The organism is Methanomassiliicoccales archaeon LGM-DZ1, from assembly GCA_030168595.1.
GTDB lineage: Archaea > Thermoplasmatota > Thermoplasmata > Methanomassiliicoccales > Methanomethylophilaceae > Methanomethylophilus.
Map to the genome: position 1 here is coordinate 1,562,599 of CP115556.1, position 16,341 is coordinate 1,578,939.

Annotated in this window: 13 protein-coding genes; 3 read left to right on the plus strand and 10 right to left on the minus strand. The window is 60.5% G+C overall.

Annotation, left to right across the window (positions count from 1 at the left end; all coding sequences use genetic code 11):
* Positions 1 to 7: 7 nt before the first annotated feature.
* Positions 8 to 499 carry a cyclophilin-like fold protein gene (locus O8W32_07820; protein ID WII09069.1) on the minus strand — a complete coding sequence of 164 codons (492 nt, stop codon included), beginning with the start codon at positions 497 to 499 and terminating at the stop codon, positions 8 to 10.
* 39 nt (positions 500 to 538) lie between these two features.
* Positions 539 to 1,747: an ATP-binding protein gene (locus O8W32_07825; protein ID WII09070.1), complete on the minus strand. Its 1,209-nt coding sequence runs from the start codon at positions 1,745 to 1,747 to the stop codon at positions 539 to 541.
* Positions 1,748 to 2,212: 465 nt separating this feature from the next.
* On the opposite strand from O8W32_07825, the gene thrS reads away from it, so the two are divergent.
* Positions 2,213 to 3,970, plus strand: coding sequence for a threonine--tRNA ligase (thrS, locus tag O8W32_07830; GenBank protein ID WII09071.1), 1,758 nt, complete (start codon positions 2,213 to 2,215; stop codon positions 3,968 to 3,970).
* A gap of 62 nt (positions 3,971 to 4,032) precedes the next feature.
* Here the strand turns inward: thrS and O8W32_07835 are convergent, their stop codons facing one another.
* The 5 genes from O8W32_07835 to O8W32_07855 form a co-directional block, all read right to left on the minus strand.
* On the minus strand, positions 4,033 to 4,353 hold the full coding sequence (locus O8W32_07835; GenBank protein ID WII09072.1) for a heavy metal-binding domain-containing protein: 321 nt from the start codon (positions 4,351 to 4,353) through the stop codon (positions 4,033 to 4,035).
* A 103-nt stretch (positions 4,354 to 4,456) separates the two neighbouring features.
* Positions 4,457 to 4,768 carry a heavy metal-binding domain-containing protein gene (locus O8W32_07840; GenBank protein ID WII09073.1) on the minus strand — a complete coding sequence of 104 codons (312 nt, stop codon included), beginning with the start codon at positions 4,766 to 4,768 and terminating at the stop codon, positions 4,457 to 4,459.
* A gap of 95 nt (positions 4,769 to 4,863) precedes the next feature.
* Positions 4,864 to 5,979, minus strand: a complete 1,116-nt coding sequence (locus O8W32_07845) for a uroporphyrinogen decarboxylase family protein (protein ID WII09074.1) — start codon at positions 5,977 to 5,979, stop codon at positions 4,864 to 4,866.
* Positions 5,919 to 6,734 carry a B12-binding domain-containing protein gene (locus O8W32_07850; protein ID WII09075.1) on the minus strand — a complete coding sequence of 272 codons (816 nt, stop codon included), beginning with the start codon at positions 6,732 to 6,734 and terminating at the stop codon, positions 5,919 to 5,921. The genes O8W32_07845 and O8W32_07850 overlap by 61 nt, the downstream gene beginning before the upstream one ends.
* A 218-nt stretch (positions 6,735 to 6,952) precedes the next feature.
* A complete protein-coding gene (locus O8W32_07855) occupies positions 6,953 to 8,266 on the minus strand; it encodes an ATP-binding protein (protein WII09076.1) in 1,314 nt (437 codons plus the stop codon).
* Positions 8,267 to 8,417: 151 nt separating this feature from the next.
* Between O8W32_07855 and O8W32_07860 the strand changes: the two genes are divergently transcribed.
* Positions 8,418 to 8,831 carry an SPASM domain-containing protein gene (locus O8W32_07860; GenBank protein WII09077.1) on the plus strand — a complete coding sequence of 138 codons (414 nt, stop codon included), beginning with the start codon at positions 8,418 to 8,420 and terminating at the stop codon, positions 8,829 to 8,831.
* 97 nt (positions 8,832 to 8,928) lie between these two features.
* Here the strand turns inward: O8W32_07860 and O8W32_07865 are convergent, their stop codons facing one another.
* Both O8W32_07865 and O8W32_07870 read right to left on the minus strand, forming a co-directional pair.
* The gene (locus O8W32_07865) at positions 8,929 to 10,872 is read right to left on the minus strand and encodes a VWA domain-containing protein (protein ID WII09078.1); all 1,944 of its coding nucleotides are present in this window, start codon (positions 10,870 to 10,872) and stop codon (positions 8,929 to 8,931) included.
* Complete coding sequence (locus O8W32_07870; protein ID WII09079.1) at positions 10,854 to 11,885, minus strand: ATP-binding protein; 1,032 nt, start codon at positions 11,883 to 11,885, stop codon at positions 10,854 to 10,856. The genes O8W32_07865 and O8W32_07870 overlap by 19 nt, the downstream gene beginning before the upstream one ends.
* Positions 11,886 to 11,962: 77 nt before the next feature.
* Here O8W32_07870 and O8W32_07875 point away from each other — a divergent pair, with 77 nt between their 5' ends.
* Positions 11,963 to 12,280 (plus strand): hypothetical protein, encoded by a 318-nt coding sequence (locus tag O8W32_07875; GenBank protein WII09080.1) that lies wholly within the window; start codon positions 11,963 to 11,965, stop codon positions 12,278 to 12,280.
* A gap of 66 nt (positions 12,281 to 12,346) precedes the next feature.
* Here the strand turns inward: O8W32_07875 and cobN are convergent, their stop codons facing one another.
* On the minus strand, positions 12,347 to 16,099 hold the full coding sequence (gene cobN, locus O8W32_07880) for a cobaltochelatase subunit CobN (GenBank protein ID WII09081.1): 3,753 nt from the start codon (positions 16,097 to 16,099) through the stop codon (positions 12,347 to 12,349).
* Between the last annotated feature and the right edge of the window lie 242 nt (positions 16,100 to 16,341).

Here is a 16,341-nt window from a genome sequence, read left to right on the forward strand (position 1 = left end):
TTCATTTTCAGACAGCAATCGGCGCCAGGACAACAGAGGCGGTGCCATCCCCGAGCGCCTCGGCAAGGCCCGACAGATCATCGATCCTGCCTATCTGGGTATAGCTGTGCATCCCGGTATTGGCATGGTCCGCGTAGAAGATCATAAGGCAATTTCCGCGATACAGCGAGATGTCCCCGGCATGGATCGTTCCGGGCCGGATGTCGCTGACAGGGAGGTCCGTTTCCAGGCAGCAGTACTTCCCGCTGCTGTTCAACTCCTCCATGCTCAGTTCCATCGGCTGCTCCCGCAGCATGGACAGGAGAGATCCTGCGGCCTCGTTATCATAGAGGGTCGCCGTGAACTCAGTCCCGTTCACCGTCACCGAGATGCGTTCATCGCCGAGCTCCGCACCACCATCCCCTCCATTATCTCCGCCGGCGTACGATATGAAGACGCCCACCAGGATCACCGCGGCGAACATCAGGGCCGCTGCTGCCGACAGGTCGCGCTTCTCCATGCAGCGCCATGCCCTTTCCATCGGAAATCGATTGCGGAGTTATTGGACGAACAGGTCGTCCTTGGAGAGGAACTCCTCGAGCCCGCAGCATCTTACCCCTTTGTCCGTGAATCCGCTGTACGGACCGGGCTCCAGCAGAACCAGGTATTTGGGGAACGAATCGTCAACGGAATCCAGGGAGGAGAACTCGCGCGCCATGGTTTTCTCGGACTGGATCGTCTGGCAGACCTGGATGTATATCCGGCGGTCATCCTTCACGGCGACGAAATCTATCTCCTTTCCGCCGGGATCCCCTACGTAAACATCGAATCCTCTGCTGAGGAGATCAGTGAAGATTATGTTCTCCATGTGGCCGGGGGTATCGTTAACGCGGTATCCGATGAGGGCGTGCTTGATGCCGATGTCCGTGGCATAATACTTGTACTTGGACCCGATGATGCGGTGCCCTCTCAGATCGTATACGCTGGCACGTATCAGGATGTTGGCGTTCTCGAGGTATTCGAGATAGGTGTATACAGTGGACACCGAAACCGAGCTGCCGGCCGATTTCATGGACTTGTAGATGTTGTTTGCCGAAACATAGCTCCCGATGGTGGAAAGCACGAAACGCAGCACTTCGGTCAGGGCCGATCTTCCCCTCAGGGAATATCTTTCCTCTATATCGTTGGCGATCGAGGTGCTCACGATGTCCCTGATGATGCCCATCGATTCATCGATGCCCTCCGGCATGCGCCAGAGGGACGGCATCCCGCCGACCCTCATGAAACGTTCGAGAACATCGCCGGTTCCGCCGAATTCCCTGCGGAAATCCAGGCATTCCCTGAATGAGAGAGGGTACATGCGGATCGAATTGAACCTCCCTCCCATATGGGTCGAATAATCGGATGAAAGCAGGCTCGAGTTCGATCCGGTCACGTAGATGTCGCATGCTCCGCGGGCTATCAGGTCTCTGAGTGCCAGGTCCCAGCCTTCGATGTTCTGTATTTCATCTACGATGAGGACGTTCCTGCCTTTTCCGTCGATCCTCGAATTCACTTCCCCGAGGAATTTCTTCCAATCCCGCAGGTCGTAGTTTTCAGCCAGTTCGGTGTTTATGTAGATGACGTTGCAGTCTTTCAGCCCGGATGCGTACAGCTTGAGCGCAGATGATTTCCCGCATCTGCGGATGCCCACCAATACTTTGGCAAACCCGTTCCATGCGTGCGCCGCCAGCCTGTCCATGTACAGGGGGCGCTGAATCAGTTTCATTTCCGGTTCCACAGTCATGTATAGTCGAACACATCCTTAAGGCTTTTCGAATTTTTAATACAAGTATAAACAATGCGAAAATATCGCTGGAATTTTTAATACGAAGATAAAAACCTAAGTGGGTTCGATACACGATTTTGAGATTCTCTCCCTCGCAATCCCAATCGGCCGGGAGCCCAAACGGTCTGCTGTGCCGGCTGGATCCATCGCGGCCTCAGCAGAGCCAGGCATGGAAATCCGGAGGTTTTTCCCTCGGAGAAGAGGGATCCGGCCCTTTTTCTTGTTAAAGTCATTCTGATCGGGTCGGTGCCTGAGGCATGTTCGCGGAGGAGGCCGTATCCCAGCCTGTGCGGTTCGGCGGATGGGACACGGGAATCATCTGAGCGGCAGCCCCGAAGGTAATATATGGGCCCTTCCGATAGCCGAGACCAACGCCTGTTGTATGGGCGGGAAGGGAATACCCAAATGAAAGCGTTATACAGCGACGGCACCGTGAGGGAGGCCGAGGACGGCCTCTCCGTGCTGAGGCACACCACCTCGCATATCCTCGCGCAGGCCGTCAAAAGGCTCTGGCCCGAGACCAAACTGGCCATCGGTCCCTCGATCAGCGACGGATTCTATTACGACATGGACCGCGAAGGCGGCTTCACTGCAGACGACCTGACCAAGATCGAGGCCGAGATGAAGAAGATCGTGAAGGAGAACCTCAAGCTCGAGACCTTCACCCTTCCGCGGGCCGAAGCGATCAAGTTCATGGAGGAAAGGCACGAGGACTACAAGGTCCAGCTTATCAAGGACCTCCCCGAGGACGCCGTCATCAGCTTCTACAAGCAGGGCGAGTTCACCGACCTCTGCGCCGGGCCGCACGTGCTCTACACGAAGCAGTGCAAGGCGTTCAAGCTCACCTCCGTCGCAGGCGCGTACTGGCGCGGCGACGAGCACAACAAGATGCTCACCCGCATCTATGGCACCGCCTTCGAGAACAAGGAGGACCTCGACAAGTACCTCGCCATGATGGAGGAGGCCAAGAAGAGGGACCACCGCAAGCTCGGCAAGGAGCTCGGCATCTTCATGATGTCCGACGAGGGGCCCGGGTTCCCGTTCTTCCTGCCTAACGGTGTCACGCTCAAGAACACCCTCATGTCCTACTGGAGGGAGATCCATATCCCCGCCGGCTACAAGGAGATCTCCACCCCGCAGATCCTCAACCGCCACCTGTGGGAGCAGTCCGGCCACTGGGACCACTACAAGGAGAACATGTACACCACCAGGATCGACGACGAGGATTACGCCATCAAGCCGATGAACTGCCCCGGCAGCACCATCGTCTTCGCCAGCGAGTCCCGCTCGTACCGCGACCTCCCGCTCCGCCTGGCGGAGTTCGGTGTGGTGCACAGGCATGAGAAGTCCGGAGAGCTCCATGGGCTGTTCCGCGTCAGGTGCTTCACTCAGGACGATACCCATATCTACGTCACCCCCGAGCAGATCGAGGACGAGATCTCCGCCATCGTGAAGATCATCGACAAGGTGTACAAGCAGTTCGGCTTCAAGTACCACGTCGAGCTGTCCACCCGCCCCGAGAACTCGATGGGCTCCGACGAGGACTGGGAGAACGCGACCAACGGCCTCAGGCATGCCCTGGACGACATGCACCTGCCCTACGTTGTCAACGAGGGCGACGGCGCGTTCTACGGCCCCAAGATCGACTTCCACCTGGAGGACTCCATCGGGAGGACCTGGCAGTGCGGAACCATCCAGCTGGACTTCCAGCTGCCTCAGAGGTTCAATCTGGAGTACGTCGGCGCCGACGGGCAGAAGCACTGCCCCATCATGATCCACCGCGTCGTCTTCGGAAGCGTCGAGAGGTTCATGGGGATCCTCATCGAGCATTACGCCGGGAAGTTCCCCGTCTGGCTGGCGCCTGTGCAGGTCAAGGTCCTCTCGGTCTCCGAGAAGAGCAGAGACTATGCCGCGAAGGTCGCTTCGCAGCTGCAGGCCGCCGGCATCCGCATCGAGAACGACGCCCGCGACGAGAAGATCGGCTACAAGATCCGCGAGGCCCAGCTCCAGAAGGTCCCCTACATGGTGATCATCGGCGAGAAGGAGGCCGAGGAAGGCACCTCCGTCGCCGTCAGGAGCCGCGACAAGGGCGACCTCGGGTCGTTCAGGACCGAGGACTTCATCGCCCTCGTGAAGAAGCAGACCTCTGAGAGGAAGGACTGAAACCTTTTCCCGGTCCCTCCGGGGGCCGGATCATTTTTCCAGGCCGCAATCGCGGTCTGTTTTCAAAGATAACAAAATATGCGCCCGAAAGGCCGGACGCTTCGGCCTAAGATGTTTCTTCGGTCGAGGAAGGACACGGCGGTGCCGTAGGCCAGCACCTGGTTGCGGCGATGCTTCTCTCCCCCGGTCTCGGTGACGGATAAGCTCACCGCCACCACTGCGTCGGCATACATCTGCCGGGCGCAGTCCTCGAGATCGGAAAGTGCCTCGTCGTAGCACTCAGAGAGGGATTTCTTGCGTTCCTCTCCTCCGCCGGTTCCTTTCGCTATGCCGATGATCATGAAGTTCTTCCCGGGAACCTCTTTGGTTGTTGTTACGATCATCAGCACAGTGATGGCTGAACTGCTGGAAATAGTAATCGGATAGTATGTCTGGATTATTTTGACAAGCTCTATCAGAGGGAGAAATGATGTTCTAGAGGACGGCTCAGACGAACCTGACCGCTGTCCCGTAGGCCAGGATCTCGGCCGCTCCCGCCATGATCATGGATGTGGTGATGCGCATGGCGATGACGGCATCGGCGCCTTTGGCCTCGGCATCCTCCTTCATCCTCTCGATCGCTGTCTCGCGTGCCTTGGTGAGCATCTCGTTGTATGCGACTAGCTCCTTCCCGACGATGGACCTCAGTCCCTGAGTGAAGTCGCGCCCAATGTTCCTGGTCTGTATGGTGTTGCCCATGGCCAGGCCGACGATCTCATAGTTCCTGCCGGGAATCTCGTTCGCGGTTGTGAAAATCATATGAATAATCGATTGTGTATCATGATATTATACCTATCGTGTGAGATAATAACCGGGCGGCGCCCCCTGCGGAAGAGGCCATCCGCCCGTCGGTTTCACCGATCCTCGGGGATATCTATCGGATATCTGCCGTACTTCTTGGCCGTATCGAAGAACGCATCGACATTGGCCAGCGGGACATCGAGCGGCCAGTCGCAGCCGGTCCAGTAGATGTACCCTCCGCCCGGGGCGGCATCCCTTATCGCCTTCTTCCCCTCGCGCTCGATCTTCTCCGGCGTGCCCTGAAGCAGGGTGCCTGCGGGATTGATGTTCCCGGCGATGCACTGCCTCTTCCCGATCCTCCTCTTGACCTCGGCCAGGTCGTCCGCGTAGTCCAGGCTGATGTAGCTCGCGCCGATCTCGCAGAGGTTGTCGAGGCGGTCCATGGTGAGGCCGCAGATGTGGTAGTGGTGGGCGTACCTGTCCTTGTACCTCCTGATGGCCTCCGACTGCCTCTTGGCGTAAGGGAGCCCGAACTCCCTGAAGGTCTCCGGCGAGATCATGTCTCCGGAGCATGTGGGGTCGGGCGTGTAGATGTGGTCCGCGCCCGCATCGATCTGCGCCTTGTCGAACTCTATCGCGGCGTCGCAGCAGAAGCTTATCAGCTCCTTCACCTCGTCCGGCTCCTCGAACATGAAGGCCATCATGTCCTCCACGCCGAGGACCACGCCGGCCAGCGTCAGGGGCCCGCGGGTGAAGCCGGTTATGAACACGTCGTCCTTCCGTTCGTCGTGGAGCTTCTTATCGAGCTTGCGGATCGCCTCCAGCTGCTGCGGCATCTTCCCGTCCTTCTCAGGGTCCGGGAAGTGCAGGTCGCGCCATTTCTTGGGGTCATCGATGCAGGGGTCCACGACAGGCACCCCCCAGTAGGTCTCATGCTCCTTGCAGCCCAGCGGTTCCGCCATGATGTGGGCGCTCATCCTCGAGTGAACGAAGTCATGGCCGAAGCGGTCGAGCGCGCGTATCTGCGACTCGACGAACACGTCGGTGTTTCTGACCCACTGCGGGTAGCTCACATCCTTCTCCTTCTTCCCCATGCGGGACAGGTTATCGCCCGCCAGGTTGATCGACCAGTTCATGGTGTCGAACATCGGCACCCTGTCGGGCTCCTTCAGGTCGATCGCACATCTGATCCTCTCTCCGTGCGACATCGCGTCGCGTCTGTCCTCCATCGCTGCGCCTCCTTCACTATATCGTTCCATTCGGAGCGTATCCTCTTCCAGTCCCAGCCTTCCAGCAGCCTGTCCGCGATGGGAGGCGTCTGAGGGGCCTTCTCGGAATATATCCCGAGGTCGTATGAGTTGGCGAACTCCCTGGTGACCGCGCTTCCGCAGCCCATCAGGGGGACGTCGATGCCCTTCTCCTTCATCATGGCCGCCTCTTTGGGAAGGGCGTCCATGGTCGTGGTCATGAGGGCGGTGCCGCTCATGAAGAGCGGCCTGATCTCCGCCGCTTTGGCCACCGCTTCGGTTGCCGGAACGTCCTTGCCGAGGTCGACGACCTTATAGCCTGCGGCCCTCATCATGACCGCGGCGATGTTCTTCCCTATGTCGTGGGGGTCGCCCTCGACCGCATGCATGATGACCGTCCCGCGGGCCTCCCTTCCGCCGGGCATCCTCGCTTCGGCGACCGCTATGCCTTTGGTCATGGTCCTGGAGGCCATGATGACCTCCGGAAGGTAGTAGATCCTCTGGGCATAGAGCTTGGCCACTATCTGCATGCCCGCCACCAGCCCGAGGTTGATGGCGTCTGCCGGAGCCTTGGTCTCCAGCGCTTTCTCCGATGCTCCCTCGATCTCTTTGATCTTGAAGAACACCACTTTCTCTGCCAGTTCCCGGTAGACGGGGTCCTCCGGGAGCATCCTGTCCGCGACCTCCCTCGGGGTCTCGGCCGTCCTCTGCTCGAATTTATCGATGCTGTCTGCCATTTCCCGCACCTTGGTTTCACTACCTCGGCGCGGAACCTTAAAGCGGACCGCGAACAGCCGGAGAACAGGCTCGGAGACAGCCGAAATAGGGTCCGGACGGCTGTCTGGGAGCGGTGCTGCAGTGCCCGAATCACAGCGTTCGCAGGACCGGCTAAATAAGCACACAGCGATAAACAGGGATTGATCCGGCGGCCGGGCCTTCCGCCGGTCATGTTTTCTCAGACGAGCAGTTCTTTGGGCCCGATGAGGATGACCCCTTCCTTCTTGGCCCTTTTCACCAGTTCGCTGTCGAATCCGGAAATCGAGAACAGCGTCATCTTCTTGTTCTTCAGGCCGCGCATGCGCTCGGACCGTTCTATGAGCATGTCGAGAGCGCCGGAGTCGACCTTCCCGTTCCTGAACTTGCAGTCGCAGACGTAGTTGGTCTCTCCGTCGGTCCCGACAAGGGTGATGTTCGCGGTATCCTCCCCGACAATCCACCATCCGCCGGTCTTGGTGCAGCCCATCTTGTGCTTGAGGTATTTGGCGCAGAATGTGCGGAACCTGAGCTCGAGGAACATGCCCGTCTCGGCGGAAATGTTCCTGAAGTCCGGGTTGTCCGCGTATATGAGGTTGGGATTGTTCCTTATGACACCGTGGTAGAAGGCGAGCAGGCTGCTGGTTACCATGTAAACAGGCTTCTTCGGGGCGCTTCCCATGGGGACAATCCTGGAAACGAGATGCTCCGCTTCCATCTTCTTGATGTATATGTCGCAGAGCTGCCTCGAGATGCCCTCGTCCTCTGCGATGTCGATCGGCCTTCCCTCGCCGTGAGCTATGTCGGAGAGTATGGCGGAGCAGTAATCATAGGGGACGGACGACCTCCTGACGAGGTTCTCCGCCTCCATGCACAGCCTGGGGTACGGGCCCAGGAAGCATTTCTCGACAGACGCCTCATAGGTGCCTTTGTTCATCAGCGCGCTGTAGACGGGCACGCCCCCCACAGTCAGATAGGTCATGCACGAGTCGAGAGGCTCCATCTTGGGATGGAGGGAAGCGGCGTCCTCGCGGCCGAGAGGCCAGATGGTGATGACCCTGATGTCTTTCACAGCGAGTTTCGCGGTGCGCTCGGCCGCATGGGCCGGCCATCCGCAGAGGATGAGCATGTCGCCTTTCTCGGCCGCCTTCTCTGCGAATTTGGCCAGCTCCGGGGCGAACCATTCGGCCTTGGGGTTGCCGATACCGTCGATGGCGATCACGCGGGCGCCGTCAAGATATGTGGACAACTGATCGAACGCCTGCGCGAGCGTCGCCGCCTCGGGAACGCTCTCTCCGGTGCAGGCGCGGATGGCCTCAGTGATGCAGGAGACGGTCTCCGAGGGGCTCCCCTCCGGGAGCTGCACCCTTATGCATTCCTTCCCGGTGCAGAAGCGGCGCACCAGGCTCGAAGTCCCGGTGCGCGATTCTCCGGTGACAAGGCACACCCTGCGGTCGGACCTGTAGATGTCCCCGAGCTCACCCAGCTCCTTTTCTCTTCCGACGAATGCTGACATGAGTGAACAGAGGGCAATTGCAGTAGATAAAACAGACTAGAATTATTTGACAAGAATGCTCTGTATAGATATCGAAATGAATATGTCAACCATATTGGGATATATTCTTCTCCATACTCAATATTGTTTGATGCATCCCGTCCGCTGACGGATGCTGTTCTGCCTTGAGACTCTTCTGCAGTATGAGCAGGGAGAGTTCAAGATCCCAGAGGATGCCGAGCCCGGGGTGATCTACGACGGATGCAACTGCGGGGCCTGGCACTTCACTATCCTTCCCACAGGAGATGTCTATGCCTGCAGGAGGGTCGCGGATTCAAAGGTCGGCAATGTCTTCAATGACGGGATTTCGAAGCTCTGGTACGGCGAGATGGAGAAGTACAGGGATTACACGAAGTTCAGGAAGTGCTCCAAATGCGAGCTCCTTCCGTGGTGCCGCGGCTGTCCTGCAGTCGCCAAAGGGACCTACGGTTCCTTCTACGACGCCGATCCCCCGTGCTGGAAGAAGAGGAACGACATCACCGGCGAAGCCCTTCCCGGATCCGGTTCCGAGGATATCGTTTCGTGAGTCCTGCCGGCCGCTGAAATCTTTCGTTTCCCGATCGCTGGGTAATTCCGGATACAGACATACGATACATGGTCGGCAGCGAAGAGAGAAGATCTTCTCATCTGTCCACGGCAGCCCTGACACCTTCCGCCAGCCTGTCGGCGTCAAGGTCCTCCAGGCGGAAATAGCGTGCTTCCAGGGCCGCGGCGAGCTTCTCGGCGTTGTCGAAGTGCGGGAAGCCGGCGCCGGCGTCCACTACGATCCACCTCACGCCGGGGATTCTCAGGTTCTCGGCGGTCTTAAGCGCTTCGGCGTTCGCGTCCGCTCCCTGAGCCACCGGGACGTTCGCGCGCCCGTCCGTCACGAGGACGATGAAGCATCTCTCACCTATGTGGGTCCTGGCGTACGAGGTCATGTACTCCCCGGCGCGGACGAGCGCTTCCCCGAGCGGGGTCTTCCCACCGGTCGGGAGGTCCTCGAGCTTCCTGTAGCTGTACTCCACCGATCTCGTCGGCGGGAGCACCATCTCGGCTGAGCTCCTGCGGAAGGCCATCAGGCCGATCCTGTCCCTCCTGACGTAGCTGTCGCGCAGCATGGAGAGCACTGCCCCCTTGACGGCGGCCATCCTCTTCCTGACCCCGAGGGAGCCGCTGGCATCGACCAGGAACAGGAGGGTGGCCCCGCTCCTTCTCTCGCGCACCTTCTCGCGGATGTCGCGGTCCTCGATGGCTATCGACAGCCCGTCTTTGTGCCTCTCACTCTGGTAGGGCGCGGCTGCGCGGATGGTGGCATCGAACGCGATATCGGACGGATGCCCGGATGGGATCTTGGCACGTGCGTACCTTCCGGTTCCGTCGGCGGAGACGGCCACGGCGCGGCGCCCCTTGCGGGCCTTCGTACGCGAAGGTACGCGTTCGCGCGAATCAAGATAATCTATGACACGGAACTGCCTGCCGATCTCGAAGAGCATCTCGCCGATGTCAGGCATGCCGTTCTGAGGAGGTTCGTTCTTGTCCCTGTCCTCCCCATCGTCCTGCCGGGTGTCCTGATCCTGCCGGTTCGGGGGCTGTTCCCCGCTGCCCTGCGGAGGTTCCCCGCTGTTCTTCTGACCGTTCTGATCTTCGCTCTCGTTCTGTTCGTCATTATTCTTCCCGTCGTCCTGCCGGGTATCTTCATTTTGCTGATCCCGGGGAGGTTCGGGGGGAGGCCGGTCGTAGCTGCGCCTGTGGGGGAGGCAGAGGACGGCCGCCTCCTCGACGTCCTTCTTCATGACCGAGTCGCGCCCGTTGAGGGCGGCGATGGCCTCGGCGCATTCCACCATGGCTATGTCCCCGCGGGAACCTTCGGCCCCGACCTTCTGGCACAGTTCGCATACGACGGAGATGAGCTCATCCGATACCGTCACCATCGGCAGGATGAGGGCGGCCCTCGAGACCTTCTCCCTCTCTTCCTCCTGGGACTTCTCGAAGCGCTGTGCCAGGCCCTCGGGGTCCGACGCAAGCTCTGCGTTCCTGGAGACGATGAGCCTCCTTTCCTCCCCGGTGCAGTCCGCCGAGTAGGCGCAGAGGTCGAAGCGGTCGAGCGCATGGTCCGACAGGTCGCTGTCGTCCGGGTTCATGGTGGCTATCAGGGTCGTGGCGCAGGGATAGGATCCGGAAACGGGCCCTCTCTCGACGCGCACCGTCCCGGTGAGGACGGCGTCCATGATGCCGGCCAGCATGCCCCTGTCCATCAGGTTGATGTCATCGATGTACAGGATGTTCCCGTCGGCGCGGGAGAGGAGGCCCTTTTCCATGGCCGGCACTCCCGTCCTGACCGTCTCCTCGACGTCCAGCCCTCCGAACAGCTGCTCTTCGGTGACGTTCAGGGGGCAGTTGACGATCTTCTTTCCCGTGAGCCCGGCGGCCGCCCTGGCCAGAACGGTCTTGGCGGTCCCCTCGCCGCCCCTGAGCAGGACGGTGCGGATGCTCGGGCTGACGATCGCGCATTCCAGCGCGCGCTTGGCGTCGTCCATCCCGACGACGGCGGTGAACGGGAGGCCGTTCACAGGTCCTGAAGGCATTTCTCGAGCTCCGCAGTGTCGAGACCTGCTTCTTCGAAGGGGCGCCTCTTGAGGCGGTGCGCCAGCACCAGCTCGGCTGTGGCGCGGATGTCGTCCTTGGACACGGACTTCCTGCCTTCGAGGGCCGCATTGGCCTTGGCGGCCTTCAGGAGGGTGATGTCGGCGCGGTGCCCGTCGACTCCGAAATGGATCATCACAGAGACGACCATGTCGACGATGCTGTCCCCTGCTTCGACTTCGGGGAGGATCTCTCTCGCGCGGGTGAGCCTGGCACATGTATCGTCAAGTTCCTGTCTGCACGATTCGATGTACTTCTCGGGGTCCGAGTCGTATTTCACCCTGCGTTTGACGACCTCGGCGCGGTTCTTCACGTCCCTCTCGCCTTTGATGTCCACCGAAAGGCCGAACCTGTCCAGGAGCTGGGGCCTGAGGTCGCCTTCCTCGGGGTTCATAGTTCCGACGAGAACGAACCTCGCCGGGTGGGAGAAGGACACGCCTTCCCTCTCCACGTAGTTCACGCCCATGGCCGCGGAGTCCAGAAGCAGGTCCACCAGATGATCGTCCAGCAGGTTGACCTCGTCCACGTACAGGATGTTGCCGTTGGCGGAGGCCAGTACCCCGGGCTCGAACCGCCGCTCCCCGGTCTTGAGGACATGCTCGAGGTCGAGCGTCCCGGCGACCCTGTCCTCGGTGGCGGACAGGGGCAGGTCGATGACCCTCATGCGGCTCTGCACGGGCTTCAGCTCCTCCCCGCGCTCCAGCCTCTCGCGGCAGTAGGGGCAGTAGCGTTCCGGCCGGCCGTACTCGCAGCGGAAAGGGCAGCCTTCCACGACGGTGCGGTAAGGGAGGACGGCGTCAAGCGACCTGACCGTGGTGGACTTCGCTGTTCCTTTCTCGCCTTTGATGAGGACGCCGCCGATGCCCGGATCGACCACATTGAGCAGCAGCGCCCTTTTCATGCTCTCCTGGCCGACGATCCTAGTGAATGGGAATACTGAAGGTTCCTGGGACATTTCAACGACCTATATCGATTGGATTAATAATCCAGTATAGGCATCCTTCTTATGAGTTTTTGCAATGGAGGCTCATCATGGCGGACGGAAAAGTGATCGATAAGAGCAAAGAACCGGAGAAGGCGGAGCCCATGGACTCCCGCCAGAAGAAGCTGCTGGCCATCGGGTTCGGGGTCTACCTGCTGATGGTGCTGGCCATCGTCGCGGTGTACATGGCGACGGACGATGAGGATACCAGGATGATGGGCATGTACTCGGTATCGACCGCGCTGGTGTTCTTCACCCTGATCTTCGCGGTCTTCGTCTACCGCGGGTCCGCTTCGGACGAGTACCGCTGCAGGTACGGCGACAAGCTCTCCGACGAAGAGAAAGAGGACTGGAACAAACGGCCGTGAAGCGTGCCCGGCCGCCGGCCTCTCTTCCGGAGGGATTATCGGCGGTGTGTCTCTCTCGAAGCGCACTCATCTGTCGGTCAGTTCCTCGATCCTCTCCTCGGATTCGAGGTAGAGGTCCTTGATCTTCTGGCGGTATTCATCGGAAGCGTTCCACAGGCCTCTGTCGATGGCCTCCTGCAGCCTGTTCAGGATGTTCATCTCGGCGTACGGATTGACCTCTTCCATCCATTTCCTGGTGTCCTCGTCCAGGAACTTGTCGGTAAGGCCCTCGTACATCCAGTCCTCGGCGGCGTCCGAGGTGGCCCCCCAGGCCATGGTGTACTCGGTAATGTTCGCCATCTCGGCCGCTCCCCTGTACCCGTGCTCCTTCAGCCCGTTTATGAACTTCGGGTTGAGCACCTTCGAGCGGAAGACGAACCTAAGCTCATCCTTGGTGCTGCGGACCTTGGTCCTCTTAGGGTCGGAGCCGTCGCCCATGAAGGTCACAGCGTCCTTCCGCCCGTAGGCGCGGACGAAGGCGTTCATCCCTCCCAGGTATTCGTAGACGTCGTCGCAGTCCAGGAGATCTATCTCCCTGTCAGGCATGTTCTTCACTGTTACGCCGACCTTGGAGAACCTCTTCACGAACTCGTCCCTCATCTTCTGCCCGTAATTGCCTTTCTCGTAGCCGTTGGAGCACCAATCGATGTAGACGTCGGCAAGGTCCTTGACATCCTTCCATGCGCCGGTCTCGATGGATTTGTTCACTCCCGTGCCGTAGCCTCCCGGCGGAGCGCCGAAGATCCTCACCGAGTTCCTGCGCCGGGCCTCGTCCGGCGTCAGGCCGGCGGCGATGCCGTCCACGATGTCCTTCCTCAGGTTGGCGGCGAGGGCGTTGTCCTCATCATCCTCGTCGAGGGCGGCCACGATCTTCACCGCATCGTCGATCATGTCGATGAGATTGGGGAAGGTGTCGCGGAAGAGCCCGGTGATGTTCACAGCAACGTCGATCCTGGGCCTTCCGAGCTCGGACAGGGGCACCGGCTCCAGGCCGACGACCTGCCCGCCGGCGGATGACCAGACGGGCTTCACGCCCATGAGCCAGAGGATGTACGCCATGTCGTCCCCGCCGGTCTTCATGGTGTCCGTCGCCCAGATGATGAAGCCGACCTCCCGGGGATACTCCCCCTTCTCGGCGACGTACTTGTCGATCATCTCGTCGGCCATCCGCTTCCCAATCTCCCAGGATGCCTTCGTCGGGACGGTGTCCGGGTCCAGGGAGTAATAGTTCCTCCCGGTCGGGAGGATGTCGGCATTGCCGCGGGTCGGGGCACCCGAAGGGCCGGGCAGGATGTACTTCCCGTCCATGCCGTCCAGGAGGCACTGCATCTCGTCCCCCATGCGGCGGACGTTGGGGACCACCGAGGAGCACATGAAATGCACCGAGCCCTTCAGATCATCCGATACCTTCCCGTGCAGCTCCCTGAGATGTGCCAGGCACTGATCCTCATCGAACGAGACCGAATCGCAGAAGGATATGAAGCCCTGCACTTCGGCGTCGATCCTGTCGACGGCAGCGGAGTTCAATTCTCCCGAGGGGAGGCTTCCGGAAGGATCGGAGATGCACCTCTGGATATCCGTACCCTCGTCCTCCGCGAAGGCGTCGCGGAGGCTCCTGACGTCCCCGTTGTCGAGCCTCATCAGCGAATAGACGGTCTCCAGGAAATGCCCGTTCTCGGGGACCTTTCCGAGCACGTGCAGGTCGGCCCTCACCAGGGCGTCCTTCACCTCCGAGATGTAATCGTGGAGCTTCACGATGTACGGCTCGAAGCCCTCCGGTCCCGGATCCGAATCGGCAAGGCCCAGGTCGTTCAGCATCTTGGCGTCCCTGGCGGCCTCGTAGATGTTCTTCACCATCTCCCGGCGGCGCTCGGCGTCGTTCGTGCCCTTGTTCCGGAAGTACTCCTGCAGCGGGACCTCCACCTTGGCTATGTCGTCGTATCTGCCGGCGCGCGCCATCGACGGCGGCATGTGCCCGTCGAGCACCGACTCGGCGCGGCGCTTGCACTGGATCCCCTCGCCCGGGTCATCGATGATGTAGATGTAGAGGTTCGGCACATTCCCGAGCACGACATCGGGGTCGCATTTGGCCGAGAGCCCGACGTTCTTCCCGGGGAGCCATTCCAGGGTCCCGTGGGTCCCGACGTGGATGATGATGTCCGCTTTGAACACGTCCCTGATCCAGCGGTAATATGCCAGATACTGGTGCTGGGCGAACAGCAGCGGGTCGTGGATGCTCTGCTCGAACTTGTCGGCCATGCCGCGGAGGGGCTGGTAGCCGATGAAGACGTTGCCTTTGACGAGCCCGGGGATGATGATCTTCCTGCCGTCGGTGCAGATCTCCCCGGGAGGCTCCCCCCAGTCCTTCTCCATCATGGCGCGGTCCCATTCCGGGACCTGCGAGTACTCCCGGAGGTAGTCGTCCCTGTCCACGAGGTCCGCGGCCTTCTTCCTGACCGTCTCCAAGGACATGGAATCGAGGTCGTTGGTGACGTTGTCCAGTATCTCCCCGATGAGCTCCTTCCCGTTCTCCGGGACGTTCTCCACGCTGTACCCTTCCTCTTTCATCCTCCGGAGGAGGCCGGCGATGCTCTCCACGGAGTCGAGGCCGGCGGCGTTCCCGATGACCCCTGAGTTCGCGCGCGACTGCCAGAGGAGGATGGCCACCCTCTTGTCCTTCTCCGGGATGTGCCTGAGGCGCGCCCAGCGGTATGCCAGGTCCACGGCGGCCTCGATGCGGTCGGGGATGGCGATATTCCGTTTCATCCCGCTCTTCTTCGGCGTGTAGGCTATCGGCACGGCGATGATGTCGCCGTCGATCTCCGGGAAGGCGACGTTGTTGGTGATCTCGTGCTTGCCGAGGCCGACCTTCTCTGTCTCGTAATCGGCGTAGTCCCCGGTTATCGTCATGGTGTGGATCATCGGGACGCCCAGCAGCGAGGCGTAGTAGTTGTCGGCGTCGGCGATCCTGACGCCCTCCCCCTCCCTGGAGTTGTACATTACGGAGAACGAGGTATGGACCAGGACGGCGTCCGGTATCGGGCTGCCGTCGTCCCTGAGGAAGTACTTCCTGAACGTCGCCTTCGTTCCCTCCTCGCCCTCGGTCTTGTAGGATACCGCCGAGAAGAAGACGGGGAGCGCGTTCATGCCCCTGCGCTCGATCTCGTCGGTCAGGGCATCCACCGCGGCGAGGTTGTCATAGATCCAGAGGGTGCTGGCGAACAGTATCCCTACGGTCATCTTCGAGGGATCGAGGGTCCTGAGGTAATCCTCCTTCGAGATGTTCCTGTCCATCCCCTTATGATAGATGCCGTCCTTCCTCTGGGTCTTCGGTTCCGGGGGCACGGCATCGGTCTTCCCGAGCCCGTGCGCCGCGTACAGCACCATCCCCCAGTCGTTCTCCGGCCCGCGGGAGGCCGCGTACCTGCAGATCTCCCGGTATTCATCGTCCCTCCCTCTGAAGAGGTCGCGGTTCATCAGCGTGACCTCGGCGTTGCCGCTGAACAGCAGCACCCACCCGGGGCATTTCTCCAGCGCCTTCCTGTAGCGGTCGAAGCGCTTGAAGCGGCAGGTGTCCGACATGCACCGGAAGTAGACGAAGTCCGCCTGCTCCGTGCGGTCCTCCAGCTCCTTGTATACGAGGACGTCGTCGTCCGCTTCCTCCGCGTTGATCGCATAGACATCGGGCTCGATCCCCAGTTCCCTGAGCTTCTCCGCCGGGGCTGCGAGCACCTTCGCGTCAGCCGTCTGCAGAGACAGGACGACGATTCTCATCTTCATAGTTGGATGATATGTACAACTCTTAGAAAACGATGTCTGACGGGGAGGTACCGGCCCCGGAGCATCCATGACTGTCCCTTCTGCTCCGGGGCCTCCTATCTCTCTCCCTTGGACGATGGGCCTGCACAGGCAGGTCCGCTCCCGGAACGGCCGCTCAGGAGGCGATCGGCACGTTCCGGGCCTGAGCAGTTTGCGCTTATGAGTATAGAATGATGCCGTCCGAAGGATTGATGAACCCTTCA